We start from the raw sequence: 21,637 nt of genomic DNA on the forward strand, positions 1-21,637 counted from the left end.
CCCGCCGGTAGTTGGTGATCACGGTGAGCGGCGCTCGCTCGGGCAGCAGTCGGGCCAGGTAAACCCCGGTGGTGGAGTCGTCGAGCATCAGCGCCTGCCCCGGCTCGATCAGTTCTGCCGCGGCGCGGGCGATCTCCTCCTTCTCCGCGGTGTTCTGCTGCAACCGGTACTCGGACGCGGCTTCGTAGAGCAGCGAGGAGGCCGCTGAGACGTAACCGCGGTTGCGGTGCACCAAGCCTTGCGCTTCCAGGTCGGCCAGGTCCCGGTACACCGTCATCGGACTGGCGCCGACGGCTTCGACGAGGTCGTCGATGCGCATCGTGCCGTTGTCCATGACCAGCTCGGTCATCCGGCGCCGCCGGTCCTGCTGCTTGCCGGACGGCCGGCGGCCAGAGCTCCCGGACATCGCTGTTCCCTTCTTCCCCGAGCCGGAGCAGGTCAGCTGCAGACCGCTGCTATATCGCTCAACACGATAAAAACACCATTCAGCCTTTCTCTCAATGGTGTTTTCACCAGAAGAACCGTGATGCCCGCTACCCCTGTGTCCAGGAACACAAGGCTGGAGATCGCCCGGAATGCCCGTCTTCCACTTCGGGGACGGGTATTGCTACCAGGCGATACAACGCCTTCGGCAACCCAGAGCAATGGGCTTGGTACGAGTGGCGGCAGGCATAGACACGTGCTGCCATGCGGCAGTAGCGTCCCGATTCACTCCATGTCGGACAGTGATCGTCCGCTGTGCCAACGGCGGCATGACGAGGGGAAACCCACCGTGGATCTAGGTGAGATCTTCCTTTGGGAGTTGATGGGGACGGCCGTGCTGACCCTGTTGGGCTGCGGCGTGGTCGCCAACGTGACGTTGCGCGACACCCTCGGGAACAACGGGGGATGGTTATTGGTCAACTTCGGCTGGGGGTTCGCGGTCTTCGCCGGGGCGAGCATCGCCGCGCCCAGCAACGCTCACATCAACCCGGCGGTCACGCTGGGGCTGGCGGTCAACGAGCAAGTGCCGTGGTCGCAGGTGCCGGTCTACATCGCCGCGCAGCTCATCGGCGCGACGCTGGGCGCCGTGCTCTGCTGGCTGGCCTACAAACTGCAGTTCGACGAGCACGATGATCCGGCTGGCACCCGGGGGATCTTCTGCACCGGTCCCACCGTGCCCAACGCCCCGTGGAACCTGGTCACGGAGACCATCGGGACCTTCGTGCTGGTGCTGTGGATCATCCTCAGCCCCCAAGCCGGCGTCGGCGAGACCCCCGGCGTCCCGGACTTCGGCAACGCCGCCCTGGGCTACGCGGCCGTGGCGTTCATCGTGATCGGGATCGGGAATTCGCTCGGCGGTCCTACCGGGTATGCGATCAACCCGGCGCGCGACCTCGGCCCGCGCATCGCGTACGCGGTACTACCGATTCGAGGCAAGAGCTCGGCCGACTGGGGGTACTCCTGGGTTCCAGTGGTCGGTCCGAGCATCGGCGGTGCGCTGGCCGGCGCACTGGCCCTGGTACTGCCCATCAGCTGACGTCAACGCACAAGAAGGGACCGGCAATGACCAACTACATCGCCGCCATCGACCAGGGCACCACTTCCACCCGGTGCATGATCTTCGACCAGGCGGGCCAGATCGTGTCGGTCGACCAGATGGAGCACCGGCAGATCTTCCCGAGAGCCGGGTGGGTCGAGCACGATCCAGTGGAGATCTGGAACAACACCAGGCAAGTCTGCGCCGGTGCACTGGCCAAAGCTGATCTGGTCACCTCGGAGATCGCCGCTTGCGGCATCACCAACCAACGAGAAACCACCGTGGTGTGGGAGAAGTCCACCGGACGCCCGGTTTACAACGCGATCGTCTGGCAGGACACCCGCACCGATTCGATCGTCAGCGAGCTGTCCTCCGGACCGGAAGGGCAGAACCGGTACCAGAGCAAGACCGGTCTCCCGCTGGCAACTTACTTCTCCGGACCGAAAATCCGCTGGATACTGGACAATGTGGACGGTGTTCGGGACCGGGCGGAGAAGGGCGAGCTGCTGTTCGGCAACATGGACACCTGGATCCTGTGGAACTCCACCGGTGGACCGGACGGTGGTCTGCACGTCACGGATCCGACCAACGCATCCCGCACCCTGTTGATGGATCTGGAAAAACTGGAGTGGGATGAGGACATCTGCCGCGAGATGGGTGTTCCCACCGCGATGTTGCCGGAAATCCGGTCCTCTTCGGAGGTCTACGCCAGGTTCCGGGAACGCGGCGTGCTGGGCGGCGTCCCCATCGCCGGCATCCTCGGCGACCAGCAGGCCGCCACTTTCGGACAGGCCTGCCTGTCCCCGGGCGAAGCCAAGAACACCTACGGAACCGGCAACTTCGTCCTGCTCAACACCGGAACCGAACGCGTGCTGAGCAAGAACGGGTTGATCACCACCGTCGGCTACAAGCGAGGTGATCAGGACACGATCTACTGCCTGGAAGGGTCGATCGCCGTCACCGGCTCGCTGGTGCAGTGGCTGCGGGGCAACCTGGGGTTGATCGCCACCGCCCCGGAGATCGAGCAACTGGCCCGAACCGTTGACGACAACGGTGGTGCCTACTTCGTCCCGGCGTTCTCCGGTTTGTTCGCTCCGCACTGGCGGTCCGACGCCCGGGGCGCCATCGTCGGGCTCACCCGCTACGTCAACCGCGGCCACCTGGCCCGCGCGGTGCTGGAAGCAACGGCCTTCCAAACCCGGGAAGTGATCGAGGCGATGAACGCCGACTCCGGTGTTCCGCTGAAGTCGCTCAAAGTCGACGGGGGCATGGTGGCCAACGAACTGCTGATGCAGTTCCAGGCCGACATCCTCGGAGTTCCGGTCATCCGGCCGAAGGTCAGCGAAACCACGGCACTGGGCGCCGCCTACGCCGCCGGTCTGGCCGTCGGATTCTGGAGCAGCGAGCAGGACATCCGGTCCAACTGGGCCAAGGACAAGCAGTGGGATCCGAAGATGCCGGCGGAGCGCCGGGAGAAGGAATACCGGCAGTGGCAGAAAGCGGTCACCAAGACCTTCGACTGGGCATCGTGAAAATCCACACCGGACTGATCTGCTAGAGGTTTTGGCGTCCCGTGCGGAAAATCCAGCGCGGGACGCCGAACCGCCAGCCGGAGCCGCAGTCCTCCCGGCTCCGCAGAAGCTCCTCCGCACCAGGGCGTTCTCGGCCAGGGCTCACTCGGGCGACCGCCCTCCGGGAATCGGTCCGCCGTTCCCGCAGTGCGGACAACTGCGCCAGCACAACCGGGTCTGCCCGATCCATCCGGCTTCTCCGCCTCGGGTGATGTACAGGCAAGGCCGCCCAACAACCCCTTTCCCCCAGCAAACCAGGCACGTGCGGACGGAACCGGGCTTCCAGTGACCGGAACCGTCCCCATCGGAGTGCTCAGGGCTGTCCATAGAAGATCATCTTCTACGATGCGGCCCCGCTGCGTAAGGACTTTCCCAATTCCCTCCCAGCGGAACACCAACATCCGAACAGCAGTTCGCGGGAAGCGCCTCAACAGCGCTGGTTGCACTTGGCGCACACCATGCCACCACCGCCCTGCACCGGGATCGGGGCGTGGGCCCCGCCCGCCGGGCAGTCGTCCACCCGCGGTGCTCCCCCGCGCCAGCGCCGCACCACCGGATCACCGGTCATGGCAGCTCCGACGTCCACGACGCGTGGTGCTCCTGCGCGCACTCCGCCGGCGTCACCGCCTCCACCCACAGGTGCAGCCGCCCCTCCGCGCCGCGGCAGTCGCTGTAGTGGCTGTCGCCGCGTCTGAGCCCGACCAGCGCCGAGTGGCGCTCGTGCAGCACATGACCGTCATCCCCGACAGCTGCCCAGTCGCCGTCCGAGCCGATCAACCAGACCGGTTGCCGGTGCGAGTGGCGACCGGTCATGACAGCTATCCAGTCCGCGGCCTGCTCCGGGGTCGCGAACACCGCCTGCGGAGGTGTGGCGAGGCGCTCCTGCCTGGTGGAGCGGGCGCGGGTCGGGGTCTCGGAGCGTTCGCTGTAGGCATGCCAGTGGATGCCGAGCGACTTCCATCGGGACACGCTGCTGCCTTTCTGCGAGAAGCGAGGCGGTGCGACACCAGCACGCGCCGGCCGTTCAGCAAGACGTCCGCGGAAGAGAACGCGAGCAGCACTGCCACCGGGGGCAGGCGCACTGCACTCCGTTCCAGACCCGGCGTAACGGCCCGGAACGCGGCGCACGCCCCCTCAGCCACCCGTTCGCGGCGCGGAGCAGCACGCTTCGCAGCATGAACCAGATCATCGATCAGATCGGTGCGCGGCGCACCAGCAGAGCACTCCGGTGGTGGACCCCGACCTCGCGATACGGGACCGGGCGGCCGCAGCGAGGCGCCGCCAACACCGCGCGGCCGCGCGCGAACCGGCGCGGGACGCGCCACCGCGGGCAGCGCCCCGCTGAACACCGGGAAACCTCAGCGCACCCCAGCCGAGCAGGCACCAGAACAACGCCCCCCGGGGCGCGTCACCGGGCGCTCAGCTCCCGGGCCGCTCCTGCGGCGGCAACTGGCAGGCAGGAGTGCTGCCCGGGAACCGGTGCCGGTTGGCCGCCACCCACGTGTACAGCCGATCAGCCACCCGGCGAACCCCCGGCGCGCTCAACAAACGCCCCAGCGAGGACCACGGGAACCGGCACTGCTCGAGCAGCCCGGCCACCGCATCAGCACCACCGCGGACCTGCCCCGGACCTGATATCCACAGCACTTCCGCACGCGCCCGTTCCGCAGTGCTGCCCAACGCCGCGACATCGGTCTCCTGCCAGGGCACCACCCGCATCGACACCGGCAGTCGCACCGCCCAGCGCACGCACCGGGTGCAGAACCCGCAGTCCCCGTCGTAGACCAGCACCGGGAACCGGCTGGTCCGCTGCTCGTCCGTCACCAGACCACCATGGCAGACAGCAGCCGGTCGGGCTGGTCAGTCCAGGTCGTCGTGCCGCATCAGCTGGCGGCCCGCTTCGGTCAGCGAACCGGACAGCGACGGGTACACCGAGAAGGTGTTGGCCAAGTTCTCCACGGTGATCTGGTTCTGCACCGCCAGCGCGATCGGCATGATCAGCTCGCTGGCGTTCGGGGCGACCACCACGCCACCCACCACGACACCGGTCTGCGGGCGGCAGAACAGCTTCAGGAAACCGCGGCGCAGGCCGTCCATCTTCGCCCGCGGGTTGGTGGCCAGCGGCAGCATGATGATGCGGGCCGGCACCTCCCCGGAATCGATGGCCTGCTGGCTGATGCCGACGGTGGCGATCTCGGGGTGGGTGAAGACGTTCGCGGCCACCGTCTTCAGCTTGATCGGCGCCACGCTCTGCCCCAACGCGTGCCACATGGCGATCCGGCCCTGCATCGCCGCGACCGAGGCCAGCAGCAGCACACCGGTGCAGTCGCCGGCGGCGTAGATGTTGGGCACGCTGGTGCGGGAAACCCGGTCCACCGGGATGTAGCCGCGCTGGTCGGTTTCGATGCCGACCCGTTCCAGCCCGATGTCGGAGGTGTTCGGCACCGAGCCGACCGTCATCAGGGCGTGGCTGGCCTCCACCTTCCGACCGTCGGCCAGGTGGATCAGCACCCCGGAGTCGGTCCGCTCCACCTTTTCCGCCCGGGCGTGCTTGATGACCTCGGTGCCGCGCTCGGCGAAGACCTCCTCCAGGACCGCTGCCGCGTCGGCGTCCTCGTGCGGCAGCACCCGGTCCCGGCTGGAGATCAGGCTGACCTTGACCCCCATCTCGGTGTAGGCGGAGGCGAACTCGACACCGGTCACACCGGAGCCGATCACGGCCAGGTGCTCGGGGAGCTTCGGCAGGTCGTAGAGCTGCCGCCAGGTGAGGATGCGCTCCCCGTCCGGCTCCGCCCCGGGCAGCACCCGCGGGGTTGCCCCCGTGGCGACCAGCACCACATCGGCGAGCAGTTCCTCCGAACCGCCGTCGGCCAGGCTGACCTCGACGTGGTGGCGGGCCATCCCGGGCGCGGGGTTCGCGAACCGGGCCCGGCCGGCGAGGATCTTCACCCCTTCCCGGCGAACTCGGGAACGGATGTCCGCGGACTGGGCCAGGGCGAGTCCCTTCACCCGGCCGTGCACGACGGCGGTGTCCACGTCGGGGGCCTCGTTGGGCACCCGAACCCCCAGTTCCCGGTTGTCGCGATAAGACGAGCGGGCACCGGCGGAAGCGATGAAAGTCTTGGACGGCACGCAGTCGTAGAGGACGCAGGCTCCGCCCAGCCCATCCGGCTCGACCAACGTGACATCTGCGCCGTGCTGGGCGGCCACCAGCGCCGCCTCGTACCCCGCCGGTCCGCCTCCCATGATTACGACCCGGGTCACTTCTGCTCCTCCTGATCCGCCTGCCTTGTGGGCGCCGACTTCACCGTACGCTGCGGCAAATGTCGCTGATCCGGGTGGTACCGGTGCGCGCAGGAAAAAATCGCGCGCCACGCCAGAGATCGATTCAGATCTTCCTCCGCCGGCCCCTCGCTACCCGGTCTCGTGAAACGATCCGGCACACCGATCCGCCGTTCGGTAGCTACTCTGTTGGGCGTGCCTCTGTACGCCGCGTACGGATCGAACATGGATCCGGCCCAGATGAGCAAGCGCGCCCCGCACTCGCCGATGGCGGGCACCGGCTGGCTACCGGATTGGCGGTTGACCTTCGGCGGGGAGGACTACGGCTGGGAAGGCGCTCTGTCGACCATCGTCGAATCCCCCGGCTCCCAGGTGTTCTGCGTGCTCTACGACGTCAGCCCGGAGGACGAGCGCGAACTGGACCGCTGGGAGGGCGCCGAGCTCGGCATGTACCGGAAGATCCGGCTGCGGATCCAGACCTTGGACGGTCCGGTGCTGGCGTGGCTGTACGTGCTGGACGCCTACGAGGGCGGGCTGCCCTCGGCGCGGTACCTGGGGGTCATCGCCGACGCCGCCGAGGCGGCCGGGGCGCCGACCGACTACGTGGAAGAACTGCGCCGGCGGCCGTGCCTGAACGTCGGCCCGTGAGGCCCGGCGAGCAGCTCCTCCGAGCAGCGCTGTCGAGCCGGCGTCCCTGAACCCGGCCCCGGGCCGCCGTGCGCGGTGGCGCCGGTGGGTCCACCGGCTAGATCCAGCCGCGAGCGCGCAGTTCCGCGCAGAACCTCTGGTAGCTCTCCTCCAGCCGGGGGCTTTCCGCCGCGTCGGGTTCGATCAGCTCCCCGTTCGGCACCATTTCGGCCGCGGCGGCGGTGAGCGAGGGGTGCAGCGTTCCGGTCGCGGCCAGCAGGGCTGCTCCCAGCGCGGTCGCCGCCTGCGGGATCCGCAGCACCGGCCGCTGCAGCACCGAAGCCCTGATCCGGCACCAGGCAGCACTGCGCGCCCCACCTCCCGCGGTGCGGATCGGGCCTGCTTGCGGCGCCCCGAGGTCCGCCAGGCGCTGCAGGGCCAGGCGTTCGCAGAAGGCTATTCCTTCCAGACGGCCGCGGTGTTCGTCGATGCGGTCGACCGGTCGTCCGATGCGGAACCCGGTTGCGCCGGCCGCGGTGAACGGGAACCGTTCACCCTTCCCGCGCAGCGGGTAGTCGACCGCGGTGGCCGGTCCGCGCCGCAGCGCAGCGCTGTCCAGTTCGGACAATTCTGCTGGGTCGACATCGGACAGCGCGGAACCACCGACGTTGGCCGCCCCTCCGGGCAGCCACATCCCGTCCGGGTGCCGGTGGCTGTAGACCGCCCCGGTCGGGTCGTGCACCAGTTCCCGGGAAACCCCCTTGAGCACCAGCGTGGTGCCGATGACGGTGACGAACTCCCCATCGGACACCGCTCCGGCGGCCAGCTGCCCGGCGCACCCGTCGGTCATCCCAGCCCGCACCACGCAGCCCACCGGCAGCCCGGTGTCGGCTGCGGCCTGCTCGCCGACCGCACCGATCTCCGCGGCCGGCCGGACCACCTCGGGGAGCAACCGGTGCGGCACGCCGAGCGCGTCGAGCGCTTCGTCCGCCCACTCCTGCGCCACCGGGTCGTAACCGCTCTTGAGCGCGTGGCTGGAGTCCACGGCCACCGGTGCGCCGGTCAGCTTCCAGCCGATCAAGTCGGCGGTGTGGCAGATGCGGGCCGTTCCACTGGGCAGGTGTCCGGCCAGCCAGCCGATCCGGGCCAGTCCGGAGGAAGCCGAGGGGGTGATCCCGCTGCGCGCCCACCGCGCCGCGCCGGCCTCCGCCGCTGTCCGCGCTTCCCGCTCGGCGCGCCGGTCGTCGTACATCAGCGCCGGGCCGAGCGGCTCGCCGGAGCTGTCCACCGCGACCACCGTTCCGGAGGTGGCGGAGACCGCCAGCGCGGCGATCCGGTTGCGGTGCTCGCCCAACGCCGAGGTGCATTCGGCCAGGCAGTCGCGCACGGCTGGCCACCAGGCGCGAGCGTCCTGTTCGGAGCGGCCGTCCCCGGGACGCACCGGCTCCGGGAGCGGCCTGCTGGCGGCGGCCACCAGCGCGCCGGCCGGGTCGTGCACCTGGACCCGCACGGTTGCGGTCGCGATGTCCACTCCGGCCACGAGTTCGCTCATCGGTCGGCTCCTCGGGCGCGTCATCCACCGAGACCTTGCAGTTGGCGCAGCGCCTCGGGCAGTTCGGCCAGGGATCGGATCGCGACGTCCGGTTCGGCGAGCTGTTCGGGGGTGGGGTGCGGCGGCGCTTCCCCGCGCAGCACCCACACGGTGCGCAGGCCGACCCGATGGGCCCCTCGCACGTCGGTGTCCAGCCGGTTGCCCACGTGCACGGCGTGCTCGGCGGGGGTGCCCGCTTCCCGCAGCGCGTACTGGAATATCCCCGGATCCGGTTTCTCCACGCCGACGGTTTCCGAGATCGCCCAGATGTCGATGAACTCGGCGACCCCGTCCCGGCGCAGCGCCTCCAGCACCGCCTGCCGCTGGTTGGCCACCACCGCCAGCCGGTAGTTCCCGGCCAGTTCGCGCAGAGCGGGCAGGACGTCGGGGTGGAGCGCCGATGCCGGGTAGCTCCAGTACCGCTTGGCCCGTTCGGAGAGCTGCTCCCGGTCCTGCGGGGTGAGGAAGTGCGCGGCGACCGCTGTCCGCAGCGACCCGCTCTGCCGTTGCCGGAACTCGTCGTAGACGGCCTGGAACCGGGCTTCGTCGAGTTCCTCGCCCCGCTCGGCGAGCAGGTCCCCGGTCGCCCGCTGCAGGGCGTCCCGGTAGGCGGCATCGTCGTACACGGGGCCGCCGATGTCCAGCAGCACGAGCTCGATCTGCCCTCGGCGGGCGTCGCCGCTTGCTTGAGCCGGCACGTCACGTCCTTCCGCCTTGGCCTCAACCGAGGCCGGATGTCCCGTCCAAACCCGAAAATAACACTGTCGTTGAAATTATTAACACTAAATGTTGTGATAAATATCGGCTTCGCTCAGCGGTAGGCCCAGCACAACAGGAGGGAACGGGCGTGATCACCATCGGCATCGATGCCGGCACCTCCGTGGTGAAAAGCGTCGCCTACGCCGCAACCGGGACCGAACTCGCGGCCGCGCAGCGCCCCACCCGAGTGGTCCGGCCACACCCCGGCTGGTCCGAGCAGGACATGGACGAAGTGCTGCAGGCAGTCCTGGACACCGTCACCGAGCTCACCGCACGGCTCGCCGAACCGGTCAGCGCCCTGGCCATCACCGCCCAAGGCGATGGTTGCTGGTTGGTGGACGCCGCCGGCCGGCCGACCGGGCCAGCACTGCTGTGGAACGACGCCCGGGCGAGCGCGATCATCCAGCGCTGGGAAACCGACGGCCTCCTCCACGAGCTGTTCGCCAGCAACGGCTCCGCGGGATTCGCCGGGCTGCCGCACGCGCAGCTGAGCTGGCTCGCCGAACACCAACCGGAGCGGATCAGCCGCTCAGCAGCCGTGCTCACCTGCGGGAGCTGGCTGTTCTCCCGCCTGACCGGGCGCATCTGCTGGGACAGCTCGGACGCTTCCAACCCGTTCCTGGACATCCGCACCGGCCAGTACTCCACCGACGTGCTCGACAAGCTCGACCTGGGCTGGGCGCACCGCCTGCTGCCGGACGTCGTCGAAGGCCAGCAACGAGTCGCCCCGCTGCAGCAGGCCGTCGCCGAACAACTGCGGATACCGGCCGGGACCCCGGTGGTGCTCGCCGCCTACGACGTGGTCTCCACCGCCCTGGGCGCCGGCGCGACCCGCCCGGGACAGGCTTGCACGATCCTGGGCACCACGATCTGCGCCGAGGTGTTCAGCACCGACCCGCACCTGGACCGGCCCCCGATCGGCATGACCCTGCGCACCCCGGCCCCGGACAGCTGGCTGCTGGCCAACGCCACCCTGTCCGGCACCGAAGTCATCGAATGGGTCTGCCGCCTGCTCGGCTTGCCGAACCCGGAGGACCTCACCGACCTGGCCGAGAACGCCCGAGCCGGCAGCGGCGGACTGCTCCTGCTGCCCTACCTGTCCCCGGCGGGCGAACGGGCCCCGTTCCACGACCCGCACGCCCGCGGCAGCCTGCACGGCTTGAGCTTGGTGCACGGGCCCGCCGAAATCGCCCGAGCCTGCCTGGAAGGACTTGCCATGGTCATCCACGAATGCTTGCGGGCCAACGTCGTGCAACCCAGCGAAATCCGGCTCACCGGCGGTGGCGCGGCCAACCGGCTGTGGCGGCAGATCATCGCGGACGTGACCGGGCTTCCGGTGGTGCGCACCGCCGACGCGCAAGCCGGCGCGAAAGGCGCGGTCATCACCGCGCGTTCAGTGCTGGAGCGCCGGAGCCTCTCCGAAGTGGCCGACGAGCTGGTCACTCCGGCCGACACCGTCGAGCCGAACCCCACCGACCACGACCGCTACACCGAAGCCTTCGAGCGGTTCCGCGCCGCCCGGCACGACGCCCAGCAGGCCGGCTGGTACCGGCCGCGGAGCTAGCCCGGAACCGGGAACAGCTGCGGCGCGCGACTCCAGGCCAACTCCAGCAGCGCGGCCGCTCGGCGGGTTCCTCGGCGGTCCCGCCGCAGCGCCAACCGCACCCCGAGCCGGGCGCGGAACTCCTCCGCCGCGCCACCGAGCTGGTGCAGCGCCTGCTCCAGGCAGGCCAGTGCGATCCGGTCCGGCCCGGAGCACAACAGCTCGGTGAGCGCCACGTCCAAGGCGAACGTGCGCAGCCCGTCCAGCAGCAGCACGTCCGATTCCCGCAGCCAAGCCTGGTGCACCCGCAGCCCCGGCGCGGACCGCCGCTCGCAGTCGTACGGGACGGTCACGTGGATCTCCCGACCGGCGGCTGCCCGGCAACCGTGCATCGCGGCTGCGGTCAGCCCGGACAGCACCGCCTGCGGGCCGGCGCGCCACAACGCGGCCGAAGCCCGGGTGAGCGGCTCCTCGGCGTTGCTGGCCAGCACCAGCACGCCGGGCCACAGCTCCAGCAGCTCGCCGCCCGCCACCGACTCCGCCACCGCTTCCGCGCCGAACTCGCGCTCCGCAGCGGACCTGGGCAGCGCTCCGTGCCGGGCGCGACGCTCGAAACCGGTCACCAGGTCCGCAGAGGTCTTGTTCACCGTCATGCCCAATAGAGGCAGCGGAGCCGGCGCGGGATACGGCCCGGGATCGGGATCACCGGACCAGGTGAGTCAGTTCTTCAGCGCCTGCAGCGCGGTGTTCACCATCACCCGGATGCCGACCAGCAGGGCTCGCTCGTCGAGGGTGAACGTGGGCTGGTGCAGGTCCTTCACCCGGCCCACCCCGGAGTGCACCCCGAGCCTGGCGAACGAGCCCGGCACGTGCTCCAGGTACCACCCGAAGTCCTCCCCGCCGGAGGACTGCGGCGTGCTGGCCAACGCCTGCTCGCCCAGCCCGGCGACGACGCCCGCGCGCAGGATTTCGGTGCTCTCGGAGTCGTTGACCACCGGCGGCACCCCTCGGCGGTGCTGCAGGTCGAATCCGATCCCCAGCGGGCTCAGCAGGCTGTGCACCAGTTCGTGCACCAGCGGCTCGAGCTTCGCCCACGTGGTGCGGTCCCCGGTGCGGAGCGTGCCGGTGAGCACGCCGTTCTGCGGAATGGCGTTCGGCGCTTCCCCGGCGTGCACCGCACCCCAGGTGAGCACCGTTCCGGTGCGCGGGTCGACCCGCCGGGACAGCAACATCGGCAGTCCGGTGATGACCGAGCCCAGCCCGTGCACCAGGTCCGCGGTCAGGTGCGGCCGCGAGGTGTGCCCGCCGGGGGAGGACAACCGCAGCTCCAGCAGGTCGCTGGCCGAAGTGATCGCCCCGACCCGGGTGCCGATACTGCCGACCGGCAACCGCGGGTCGCAGTGCAACCCGAAAATCCGGTCGACTCCGTCCAGCGCCCCGGTGGCCAGCACGTCCAGGGCACCGCCGGGCATGACCTCTTCGGCCGGCTGGAAGATGAGCCGGATGCGCCCGGGCAGTTCCGGCGCGTTGGCCAGGGCCAGCGCCGTGCCGAGCAGGACGGTGGTGTGCGCGTCGTGCCCGCAGGCGTGGGCCACTCCCTCCACTGTGGAGGAGAACGGCAGTCCGGTGGATTCGGTGAGCGGCAGGGCGTCGATGTCCGCGCGCAGCGCGATGGTCTTGCTGCCCCGTCCGATGTCGCAGATCAGTCCGGTGCCCTTGGGCAGCACCCGCGGACGCAGCCCGGCGCTGGTCAACTTCTCGCGGAGGAAGGCGGTGGTCTCGTACTCGGCTCGGGACAGCTCCGGGTTGGCGTGGATGTGCCGGCGCCACGCGACCACCCGCGGCGAATTCTCCCGCAGCCAGGAATCCAGCCAGGAGGGTCCACGGCCAGCACCGAGGTCGGCCACAGCGGATTCCACACCGGATCCCACTCCTGCCATGGTGGGGTCAGCCGGCGCACTCGGCGCGTCCACGTCGGGTGCCACCAGGGTCGCCGACTTCGTTCCGGTCGGTTCCGCAGAGTCCCGATCCGCGCCGCCCGGACCACGGGTCTGGCCGGGTTCCGCGTCTCGCGAGTCCACCACGGTCACGCCACGCCTCCTGTTTTCTTCTCAAATCGTTCCGGCACGCGCAGCCCGCCCGTGTCAGCCCAACTGCGGCCCCCTGCGGCCGTTGGCGGGTACCCGTGACCGGTTTCCTTACCCGGACCGCCTGCGTGCCCCGGTTGACAACCCGGTGCGCCGACCGGAATCGGCCACCGCGGTGGTCGTGGTCCGAACCGCCGCCACTGCTCTGGCAGGGGCCGGGCGGTCAGCGAATTCACCTGCGCGGGCACCGGCGGTTCCCGCCAGGTGGCCGCGATCGTTCGCAATCAGCGACTCGAGTGCGGGCCAGAACTGCAGAACGCGGCCCGAACTGAGGCCGGGTGGGCCGAGCGGTTTTCGCCCGGCGCCGGTCGTCACCCGGCGATGTGCTCGCACTGGCCGGAGAGCGGACTCCCGTTCCGCAGGAACCGGAAGAACTCGTCCGGCCGCATTTCCAGTACCGGTCGCTGTCGCACCAGCCGCGGAGCGGTCCCGGATGCGGTTCTCCGGGCCCTGCGGCGAATTCACCTCGGCTGTGCGCGAGCTGTGCACCGCCGCGGCACGCGCGGAAGTGGTTCCCGATGCCGCGCTGCCGCCAACCACGATACCGGTCCTCGACCGCTGCCGCCGAAGGCTCGGTCGCACCGGGCGGGTGACCAGCTGCGCGGCCGCTGGTGCACCGCCGGTCGGAAGCGCACCGGGGCCGCGCTCGCAGGCGCTCCCCTTCCGGGCAACGCACCGCTTCCGGCGCGCATTCCGGTGGTCGCTCCACGAGTGCCGCTGCCCGCTGCCCCCGCACCCGGTAGAAGCCGATCGGAACTGAGCTGACCCGCTTTTCCGGCGAGCAGCTCGCGATGCGACGGGGTCGTCGTTGTCACGGTGCAGGAACAAGGCGGCTCTCATTTGCGCCTCATACTGCACCACTTGGCCGCCAACCGCCCGCCGAGATGAACGGTCAGTAGCCAACCGGTTATCGGTCTGCGGCGAACGGGCTACGGGATTTAGGCCGGGCTGAAAAACTTGAACCGGAAAAGGTGTGGGTCGGCACCGGTCGGGGGGCTTCCCGGCGCCGACCCACGTCTGAGGGGCTTCCGCCCTGCGATGGCAACCGAAATCAACGAGTTCGATCACCCATCGCTAGTTGTGAAAATCCCACAGGTTCGCGCTCAGGTCCAGTCCATCCGGCGAATTCGCATCGAAAGAATTGGCAAAACAGACCAGCCAGTCGGTTTACTTCTTCTTCCAGGAGATGAAGAACACCGGCTTTTTCCTTATCTTGCGAGAAAGAAAAACGAGGCCGATCAAGACCAGACCGGTGACCCCGATCATGTTGCGCTGCTCCTGGGTGAGCTCCTCCTGAGGACCTCCCGACTGCTGCGCGGACGAATCCTGGGCCACCACAGCGGACGAACCCCGGGTCGCCACGGCGGCCCCGTCCGCCGCAGCAGCCGCCGACGTCACCGGCGAACACAGCACGACCAGGGCGAACAGCAAACCCGCCAAGAGCTGACCAGCCCGCCGCATGATGGCTTCACACCTTTCCGCGTCCGCCGACATCCGGTCATCCCGCACCGGCCTATTTGATCACACACCGGCCGGATCGTGACCAGTTGTGACCGAGTTATCCCGGATAGTCGCAGTGGATCAACTCGCCTGGCGGTGCTCGTGCAGGTGCTCGACCCGCTCCCCCAGCTCGTCGACCACCAACCGGTCCTCCCGCAGGGAATTCGACCGGTAGGCGGCGCGCCCGATGAGCTGGGAGAGCACCGGGGAGGTCAACACCTGGAACAGGCCCACCAGGATCAGCCCCGACGCGTAGACGAACTGCAGCTGCACCGCGGTGCCCAGCAGGATCAGCAGCAGCCCGAGCGTCTGCGGCTTGGTCGCCGCCTGCAGCCGGGCCACCACGTCGGGGAAGGTGAGCAGCCCGACCGCCCCCGACAAGCAGGACAGCGCACCGATGATCAGGCAGACCGCGGAGAAAACGTCCAGCGCGCTCACCGGTAGGACTCCTTCTTCTCGACCAGGCGGGCAGCGACCACCGAACCGATGAACCCCAGCAGTGCGAACGCGGCGAGCAGAGCGATGTTCTCCCCGTTCTTCTGCCAGCCCATCCCGACGCAGGTGGCGGCGACCACCAGGGTGACGAAGACGTCGACGGCGACGATCCGGTCGAGCGTGCTGCGGCCCCGCAGCAGCCGGACCAGCACCAGCAACGCCGCCAGGCACAGCAACGCGAAGGTGATGATGAAGACCCAGGTCATTTCGCCTCCTCCTGGAGGATCCGCTGGAGGTCGCGCGGCGAGCCGACGGCCCGGACCACCTTCTTCTCCAGCTTCAGGACGTCCTGGCGGACCTGTTCGACACCGCTTTCGGTCGTCCCGAGGGCGTACACGTAGAAGAGCCGGTTAGGTCGGTCGAGGTGCATCACGAACTGCCCCGGGGCGAGCGAGATGGCGTTGGCCAGGATCGCGGCGATGTGGTCGGAGTCGGTCCGCAACCGCACCGAGACGATGGAGGCCTCCGCGTTCGGCCCGTAGCGCACCGCCTGCCAGGCGACCCGCAGGGTGGACACCACCAGGTCCCAGGCCACGTACAGCGCCAGCTGCACCACCCGCACCGGCCGCAGCACCACGTTGGTGCGGATCACCGGGGTGGGGAACGCGACGACCACCAGCACCGCCACCACCAGCCCGAAGAAGAACGTGCCGATGTCGAACGTGCCCCACAGCAGCACCCACACCAGGGTCAGCCACGCCACCATCGGCAGCCGGGCGAGCAGCCGCCTCCGCCGGGTGAAAGCATGACTCGTCACTGGTTTCCCCCTCCCAGCACGGCAGCCCGGTACGGTTCACCGCTCATCAGGTCGTTCGCCGCGTCCTGGCTGACCTGCGACAGCGGCCCGCCGGCCAGTGCGATGACCACGGTGGCCGCCGTCAGCACCCCGCTGGCCACCACCATCGGCTTGTTCGTGTCAGCGGTGCCGACCACCAGCTCGTCGTTGGGGTCGGGGTCGGCTTGCGGGGCTTTGATCTGCCCCCAGAAGGCCCGGGTCCACACCCGGGCGACCGCGTACAGCGTCAGCAGGCTGGTCAGCACCGCACCACCGGTGGCCACGTAGGCGGTCCAGGTGCCGACGTTGATGCCGGCCTGCAGCAGCGCCACCTTGGCGACGAACCCGGAGAACGGGGGCACGCCAGCCAAGCTCAGCGCCGGCAGCGCGAACAGCACCGCGGTCAGCGGCGCCACCCTCGCCAAACCGCCCATCCTGGTCAGCGCCACGGTGCCGGTGCGCCGGGTGATCAGACCGCTCACCAGGAACAGCGTGGCCTGCACCGTGATGTGGTGGACGATGTAGAGGATCGCCCCGGACAGCCCGGACACGTTGTAGGCGCCGAGCCCGAAGAGCATGTACCCGATGTGGCTGACCAGCAAGAACGACAGCAATCGGTTGATGTCGTTCTGGGCGATGGCGCCGAGGGCGCCGATGATCATGGTGATCAGCCCGAGGAACAGCATCAGGTCCCAGCTCTCCGCGTGGCTGAACACCAGGGTTTGGGTGCGGATCAGCGCGTAGATGCCCACCTTGGTCAGCAGGCCGGCGAACACCGCGGTGACCGGCGCGGGAGCGGTCGGGTAGCTGTCCGGCAGCCAGAAGTGCAGCGGCACGATCGCGGCTTTGATGCCGAAGACGATGACCACCAGCAGCGCCAGGGCGATCTGCAGCCCCCGCGGCATCAGCTGGACCTTCTCCCCCAGGTCGGCCAGGTTGACCGTGCCGGTCGAGGCGTAGACCAGCGCGATCATCGTGATGAACAGCAGCGAGGAGGTGAGGCTGACGATCGTGTAGGTCATCCCCGGCTGCACCCGGTTGCTGGTGGTGCGCCGGGTGATCAGCACGTACGAGGACGCCAGCATGATCTCGAACGCGACGAACAGGTTGAACAGGTCGCCGGTCAGGTAGGCCAGCGACACCCCCGCGCACAGCATCAGGTAGACGGGGTGGAAGGTGGTGCTGGAGCGCTGCCGGCCGTAGTCGGTGATCCGCTGACCGATCGAGTAGACCAGCACCGCGAAGGTGACCACCGAGGAGACCAGCAGCAGCAGCGCGGCCAACCGGTCGGCGATGAGGGTGATCCCGAAGGGGGCCGCCCAGCCGCCCATCTGCAGCACCAGGGGCCCGTTCTGGTTGGCCAGGTGCAGCAGCACCCCGGCGTCGACGATGATCAGCCCGAGCACCAGCAGCCCGATGAGCCGCTGGGCATCGGCGTAGCGGCCGAAGACCAGCGACAGCCCGGCAGCCGCCAGCGGCAGGATCACAGGCAGGGCTACCAGGGCGGTCACTGCGTCGCCTCCTTCTCCAGCTCTTCCTCTTCTTCCTCGTCTTCTTCCTGCTCGAGTTTTCGCTCCAGCCGCTGGATCCGGCGGTCCTCGACGTCGTCCCGGACTTCGTCGTGGCCCAGCATCGACCAGCCCCGGTAGGCCAGCGCCAGCAGGAACGTGGTCAGCGCGAAGGTGATGACGATGGAGGTGAGCGCCATCGCCTGGGGCAGCGGGTCGGCCATCTCCTCCAGCGGCGCGGTGTGCAGGATCGGCGCCCGCTCCGGCGGCCCGCCGGCCAGCTGCAGCAGCAAGTTCGAGGCGTGCCCGAGGATCACGATGCCCAGCAGGATCCGCATCAGCGAGCGCTGCATCAGCAGGTAGAAGCCGACCGCGTACAGCACGGCCAGCACCAGCGCCATGAAGAGGTTTACGGTCACTGCTGCCCCCTCGCCGCCGCTTGGGCGTCTGCTTCGATCCCGGACCCCAATGTCCGCAGCAGGTCCAGCACCACCCCGATGATCAGCAGGTAGACACCGGTGTCGAGGACGAGGCTGGTGACGAACTTGATCTCCCCGAGCACCGGGACGGTGAACTTGTAGATGGCGCTTTCCAGCAGTTCTCCGCCGAACAGCAGCGGCAGGAAGGCGGTCCCCGAAGCGATCACCAGACCGGTGCCCATCATCACCGGTGGGCGCAGGGAGAAGATCGAGCTGTCGTCTATCCGGCCACCGGCCAGGTAGCGCAGCACGAACGCCTGCCCGGCCACCAGGCCGCCGCTGAACCCGCCACCGGCTCGGGTGTGCCCGGCGAACAGCAGGTAGACCGACAGCACCATGACCGTGGGGAAGACGACGCGGGCGGCCAGCTCCAGCAGCACGCTGCGCTGGCGGGCGTCCCGGGGGTGCCCGGAGAGCAGCCAGCGCTCAGCGGGCGCGTCCCGCCCCCAGTCCATCTTGGGTGCTCCTCCGGTGGTCATTCGCGCACCTCCTCCTGCTGCTCCAGCCGCTGTTCGGACTCGCTGGTCTGCCGTTGTCGTCGCGCGGCCGCCCGGGCGCTGCGGATGCGGCGTTCTTCCTGGGAGGCCAGGATCAGGCTGGCCACACCGGTGAGGGCCACCGCGAGCACCGAGATCTCACCCACCGTGTCGAAGGCCCGGAAGTCGACGATGATCGCGTTGACCACGTTGGTCGCCCCGGCGCCCTCCTCCGCGCGGGCGATGAACTCCTGGCTGGCCGGCGGCACCGGGGTGGGGTCCGCGACTTCCGTCTGGATCGGCCGGGCCGAGCTGAACACCAGCGCCGAAGCCGCGATGAACACCCCCACCGCGCCGGAGAGCAGGATCTTGGGCAGCCGGAAGGCGCGGATCCCCTTGGCGGAGCTGAAGTGGGCCGGCAGCCGGCGCAGCACGAACACGAACGCCACCAGGGTGAGGGTTTCGACCAGGAACTGGGCCAGTGCCAGGTCCGGTCCGCCGTCCACGACGAACAGACCACCGATGGCGTACCCGATCACCCCGGTGAGCAGCACCGCGGTCAGCCGGCGCCGGGCCCGGGCGACCGCGATCGCCGCCACGATCAGCACGATGGCCAGCGGGATCTGCAGGTCCGCGTGGTACAGCTGCACGCCTTCGGGGAGCCCGCCGGCCTGGGTCAGCAGCGCCGTGCCGGGCACCGCCAGCACGGTCAGCAGGATGATGCCGATGTAGACGGGCAGCGAACCGACCTGCGTGCGGGCGGTGACGCCCACCGAGACGCGTTCCAGCAGCGCCATGATCCGCTCGTAGCCGCGCTGGGCGTCGAGCAGCCGGGGCAGCCGGTTGCGCACCGCGGTCAGCGGCCTGCGGATGTAGTGCAGTCCGAGACCGCCGAGGATGGCCAGCGCGGACAGCAGCAGCGGCATCTCGAAGCCGTGCCACAGCGCGAGGTGGTACTCCTCCTGCCGGTTCGGCAGGACGTCGGCGTAGCTGCTGGCCAGCAGGTCGACCGGCAGGTAGCCGAGGCCCAGCACGAGTCCGGCCAGCGCCGGGATCGCGGTGGGCACCATGGCGGCCGCTCCGGGCCGGGGCGCCGCGGAGGGGTCCTGGCCCGGCTTGGTGGCGAAAGCGCCCCACAGGAACCGGAGGCTGTAGGCGACGGTGAACATCGACGCGACCGTCAGCAGCAGGTCCACCACCAGGCCGGCCGAGCCGAGCCCGAGGAAGGAGCTGAGCGCGGCTTCCTTCCCGACGAAGCCGAGGGTGGGCGGGATGCCCGCCATCGAGGCCGCGGCCAGCACCGCGAATCCCGCCAGCCAGGGCAGCTGGCGGCCGAGGCCGGACAGCTCACGGATGTCGCGGGTACCGGTCTGGTGGTCGATGATGCCGACCACCATGAACAGCGCGGCCTTGAAGAAGCCGTGGGCCAGCAGCATCGCGACCCCGGCCAGCGCCGCGTTGCGACTGCCCGCCCCGACCAGCGCCATCAGGAAGCCGAGCTGGCTGACGGTGCCGAACGCGAGCACCTTCTTCAGGTCGTACTCGTGCAGGGCGCGCCAGCCGCCCACCAGCATGGTCAGCACCCCGAACGCCACGGTGGTCATCTGCCACTGCGGGACGTTCTGGAACACCGGCGCCATCCGAGCGACCAGGAAGACACCGGCTTTGACCATGGAGGCGGCGTGCAGGTAGGCGCTGATCGGCGTGGGCGCGACCATCGCCGCCGGCAGCCAGCTGTGGAACGGCACCTGGGCCGACTTGGTGAACGCGCCGACCAGGATCAGCGCGGCGGCGCCCAGGGCGGTGGCGCCGCTCGGCGGGTTGGCCGCCAGCTCCGAGATCCGGTAGGTTCCGGCTGACTCGCCGAGAACGATGAAGCCGAGCAGCATCACCAGGCCGCCGAGGGTGGTGATCACGAGGGCCTGGATCGCGGAGCGCCGGGATTCCCGGCTGATACCGGCTTGCCCGATGAGCAGGTACGAGCAGACGGTGGTCAGTTCCCAGAAGATGTAGACGGTGAGCAGGTTGTCGGCGAAGACCAGACCGAGCATCGCCCCGGCGAACGCGAGCAGCAGCGGAGGGGATCGCCGGGCGTCTCCGCCGCCGGAGCGGAAGTAGTAGATCGAGTAGATCAGCACCAGCGTGCCGATGCCGGCGACCAGCACCGTCATCGCCAGGGCGAGCGGATCGAGCAGGAAGTTGATCTCCAGGCCGAGCAGCGGCGCCCATGCGACCGTCTCGCTGATCAACTGCCCGCTGAGCACTTCGCGGCTTTGCGCCAGCACCCAGATCAAAACCCCGGCGGGGGGTATTGCAGCGATGGCGAAAGCGGCGCGGGTGCTCTTCCGGACGACGGCCGGAAGGACGAGAGCAACGAGCAGGTGCGCGATGACGGCAACGTGCAAGGGCACCTCCTAAGGCCGGTTGGTCGTGGCGATCCTGATCCGCCGAGCCCCCGACCACCGGGATTCTTCGTTAACGCACCGGCACGCGCACCACGGCAGCGGGCGCGCCGGCCCTCGGCAACGTTGTAGCTGTACGGCCAAAGAACAGACGGGCCAGGATTCAGCGGTCCGATCGGGTCCAACTTATCCGAAAAGTGGAACCTATGCCCAGCCGCGCATATATAACGTCGTCGCCGGTACAACGGCTATTTTCGTTGCGACGAAAAGAATTCCGATGATTGCGGAACGGCCTCCGCGAAATTTCCCCGTGGGAAATTTCACTTTGTGTAACGCCTTTTTGACACCCTACGTGATCAACTTGCACGTGGTGTGACGGAAGTGGCAGGTGGTGCTGCGCCGCCGAGGTCGGAAGGCCGACAATGATCAGGTGGCCGCAGACCGCAGTGACGAGTCCCCCGACACCGCCCGCCGGATAGCCGGCCGCTACCGGCTGGAGAGCAAGCTCGGCGACGGGGCCATGGGCACCGTCTGGTCCGGAGTGGACGAGCTGCTGGACCGGCCGGTGGCGGTCAAAGAAGTGCGGTTGCCGCCCGGCCTGCCGGAAGCCGAAGCGTCCGAGCTCCGCGAACGCGCCCTGCGCGAAGCCCGCGCCATCGCCTCGCTCTCCCACCCGAACGTGGTGACGCTCTACGACGTGGCCAGGCAGGAGGGCGAGCCCTTCGTGGTCATGGAGCTGGTTCCGGCGCAGAGCCTGGCCGAGCTGCTGGCCGAGCAGCGCACCCTGACCGATCAGCAGCTGGCGGTGGTCGCCGACGGGTTGGCCAGCGCGCTGACCGCAGCGCACCGGGCGGGCATCGTGCACCGCGACGTCAAACCCGGGAACGTGCTCATCGGCCAGGACGGCCAGATCAAGCTCACCGACTTTGGCATCTCCCGCAACATCTCGGAGCAGACCATCAC

General features: G+C 69.3%; 22 protein-coding genes. 5 read left to right on the plus strand and 17 right to left on the minus strand.

What is annotated here, in order from left to right:
• The coding region (locus SREC43747_RS0115700) for a DeoR/GlpR family DNA-binding transcription regulator (protein WP_029722261.1) at nt 1–406 on the minus strand (406 nt) is incomplete at its 3' end.
• 366 nt (nt 407–772) lie between these two features.
• Here SREC43747_RS0115700 and SREC43747_RS0115705 point away from each other — a divergent pair.
• The gene (locus SREC43747_RS0115705; RefSeq protein WP_152528440.1) at nt 773–1,519 is read left to right on the plus strand and encodes an MIP/aquaporin family protein; all 747 of its coding nucleotides are present in this window, start codon (nt 773–775) and stop codon (nt 1,517–1,519) included.
• A gap of 26 nt (nt 1,520–1,545) precedes the next feature.
• Nucleotides 1,546–3,051: a glycerol kinase GlpK gene (glpK, locus tag SREC43747_RS0115710; protein ID WP_029722263.1), complete on the plus strand. Its 1,506-nt coding sequence runs from the start codon at nt 1,546–1,548 to the stop codon at nt 3,049–3,051.
• Nucleotides 3,052–3,517: 466 nt separating this feature from the next.
• On the opposite strand, the gene SREC43747_RS21390 is transcribed toward glpK, so the two are convergent.
• From SREC43747_RS21390 to SREC43747_RS0115730, 4 genes are all read right to left on the minus strand, one after another.
• A complete protein-coding gene (locus tag SREC43747_RS21390; RefSeq protein ID WP_160172995.1) occupies nt 3,518–3,676 on the minus strand; it encodes a hypothetical protein in 159 nt (52 codons plus the stop codon).
• On the minus strand, nt 3,655–4,059 hold the full coding sequence (locus tag SREC43747_RS20330; protein WP_051388078.1) for a PIN domain-containing protein: 405 nt from the start codon (nt 4,057–4,059) through the stop codon (nt 3,655–3,657). The genes SREC43747_RS21390 and SREC43747_RS20330 overlap by 22 nt, the downstream gene beginning before the upstream one ends.
• Before the next feature lie 450 nt (nt 4,060–4,509).
• Nucleotides 4,510–4,914: a thiol-disulfide oxidoreductase DCC family protein gene (locus tag SREC43747_RS0115725; RefSeq protein ID WP_029722265.1), complete on the minus strand. Its 405-nt coding sequence runs from the start codon at nt 4,912–4,914 to the stop codon at nt 4,510–4,512.
• A gap of 36 nt (nt 4,915–4,950) precedes the next feature.
• Complete coding sequence (locus tag SREC43747_RS0115730) at nt 4,951–6,354, minus strand: NAD(P)H-quinone dehydrogenase (RefSeq protein WP_029722266.1); 1,404 nt, start codon at nt 6,352–6,354, stop codon at nt 4,951–4,953.
• 213 nt (nt 6,355–6,567) lie between these two features.
• On the opposite strand from SREC43747_RS0115730, the gene SREC43747_RS0115735 reads away from it, so the two are divergent.
• Complete coding sequence (locus tag SREC43747_RS0115735; protein ID WP_029722267.1) at nt 6,568–7,020, plus strand: gamma-glutamylcyclotransferase family protein; 453 nt, start codon at nt 6,568–6,570, stop codon at nt 7,018–7,020.
• A 97-nt stretch (nt 7,021–7,117) separates the two neighbouring features.
• Here SREC43747_RS0115735 and SREC43747_RS0115740 read toward each other — a convergent pair whose 3' ends face one another.
• Both SREC43747_RS0115740 and SREC43747_RS0115745 read right to left on the minus strand, forming a co-directional pair.
• Nucleotides 7,118–8,551, minus strand: coding sequence for an FGGY-family carbohydrate kinase (locus SREC43747_RS0115740; RefSeq protein WP_029722268.1), 1,434 nt, complete (start codon nt 8,549–8,551; stop codon nt 7,118–7,120).
• A gap of 20 nt (nt 8,552–8,571) precedes the next feature.
• Nucleotides 8,572–9,288: an HAD family hydrolase gene (locus SREC43747_RS0115745; protein WP_029722269.1), complete on the minus strand. Its 717-nt coding sequence runs from the start codon at nt 9,286–9,288 to the stop codon at nt 8,572–8,574.
• A gap of 149 nt (nt 9,289–9,437) precedes the next feature.
• Between SREC43747_RS0115745 and SREC43747_RS0115750 the strand changes: the two genes are divergently transcribed.
• Nucleotides 9,438–10,913, plus strand: coding sequence for an FGGY-family carbohydrate kinase (locus SREC43747_RS0115750; RefSeq protein ID WP_029722270.1), 1,476 nt, complete (start codon nt 9,438–9,440; stop codon nt 10,911–10,913).
• Here the strand turns inward: SREC43747_RS0115750 and SREC43747_RS0115755 are convergent.
• The 10 genes from SREC43747_RS0115755 to mbhE all read right to left on the minus strand — a co-directional run bounded on the left by SREC43747_RS0115755 (nt 10,910) and on the right by mbhE (nt 20,677).
• Complete coding sequence (locus tag SREC43747_RS0115755; protein ID WP_236623224.1) at nt 10,910–11,545, minus strand: type IV toxin-antitoxin system AbiEi family antitoxin; 636 nt, start codon at nt 11,543–11,545, stop codon at nt 10,910–10,912. The genes SREC43747_RS0115750 and SREC43747_RS0115755 overlap by 4 nt on opposite strands.
• Before the next feature lie 66 nt (nt 11,546–11,611).
• The gene (locus SREC43747_RS0115760) at nt 11,612–12,982 is read right to left on the minus strand and encodes a M20 family metallopeptidase (RefSeq protein WP_408005181.1); all 1,371 of its coding nucleotides are present in this window, start codon (nt 12,980–12,982) and stop codon (nt 11,612–11,614) included.
• Nucleotides 12,983–14,206: 1,224 nt separating this feature from the next.
• On the minus strand, nt 14,207–14,548 hold the full coding sequence (locus SREC43747_RS0115770) for a hypothetical protein (protein ID WP_051388079.1): 342 nt from the start codon (nt 14,546–14,548) through the stop codon (nt 14,207–14,209).
• Between the two features lie 72 nt (nt 14,549–14,620).
• On the minus strand, nt 14,621–14,977 hold the full coding sequence (mnhG, locus tag SREC43747_RS0115775; RefSeq protein WP_029722275.1) for a monovalent cation/H(+) antiporter subunit G: 357 nt from the start codon (nt 14,975–14,977) through the stop codon (nt 14,621–14,623).
• Nucleotides 14,974–15,240 carry an MrpF/PhaF family protein gene (locus tag SREC43747_RS0115780; protein ID WP_029722276.1) on the minus strand — a complete coding sequence of 89 codons (267 nt, stop codon included), beginning with the start codon at nt 15,238–15,240 and terminating at the stop codon, nt 14,974–14,976. The genes mnhG and SREC43747_RS0115780 overlap by 4 nt, the downstream gene beginning before the upstream one ends.
• Nucleotides 15,237–15,791, minus strand: a complete 555-nt coding sequence (locus SREC43747_RS0115785) for a Na+/H+ antiporter subunit E (protein WP_236623225.1) — start codon at nt 15,789–15,791, stop codon at nt 15,237–15,239. The genes SREC43747_RS0115780 and SREC43747_RS0115785 overlap by 4 nt, the downstream gene beginning before the upstream one ends.
• Nucleotides 15,788–17,320, minus strand: coding sequence for a Na+/H+ antiporter subunit D (locus SREC43747_RS0115790; protein ID WP_029722278.1), 1,533 nt, complete (start codon nt 17,318–17,320; stop codon nt 15,788–15,790). Before SREC43747_RS0115790 ends, SREC43747_RS0115785 begins: the two co-directional genes overlap by 4 nt.
• Nucleotides 17,317–17,736 (minus strand): Na(+)/H(+) antiporter subunit C, encoded by a 420-nt coding sequence (locus SREC43747_RS0115795; RefSeq protein ID WP_029722279.1) that lies wholly within the window; start codon nt 17,734–17,736, stop codon nt 17,317–17,319. Before SREC43747_RS0115795 ends, SREC43747_RS0115790 begins: the two co-directional genes overlap by 4 nt.
• The gene (locus tag SREC43747_RS0115800) at nt 17,733–18,275 is read right to left on the minus strand and encodes an MnhB domain-containing protein (protein WP_029722280.1); all 543 of its coding nucleotides are present in this window, start codon (nt 18,273–18,275) and stop codon (nt 17,733–17,735) included. Before SREC43747_RS0115800 ends, SREC43747_RS0115795 begins: the two co-directional genes overlap by 4 nt.
• The gene (gene mbhE, locus SREC43747_RS0115805; RefSeq protein ID WP_029722282.1) at nt 18,272–20,677 is read right to left on the minus strand and encodes a hydrogen gas-evolving membrane-bound hydrogenase subunit E; all 2,406 of its coding nucleotides are present in this window, start codon (nt 20,675–20,677) and stop codon (nt 18,272–18,274) included. The genes SREC43747_RS0115800 and mbhE overlap by 4 nt, the downstream gene beginning before the upstream one ends.
• Before the next feature lie 517 nt (nt 20,678–21,194).
• On the opposite strand from mbhE, the gene SREC43747_RS0115810 reads away from it, so the two are divergent.
• Nucleotides 21,195–21,637: serine/threonine-protein kinase (locus SREC43747_RS0115810; RefSeq protein ID WP_236623226.1), on the plus strand; the 443-nt coding region annotated here is incomplete at its 3' end.

This window comes from Saccharopolyspora rectivirgula DSM 43747 (genome assembly GCF_000497205.1).
GTDB classification, from domain to species: Bacteria; Actinomycetota; Actinomycetes; order Mycobacteriales; family Pseudonocardiaceae; genus Saccharopolyspora; species Saccharopolyspora rectivirgula.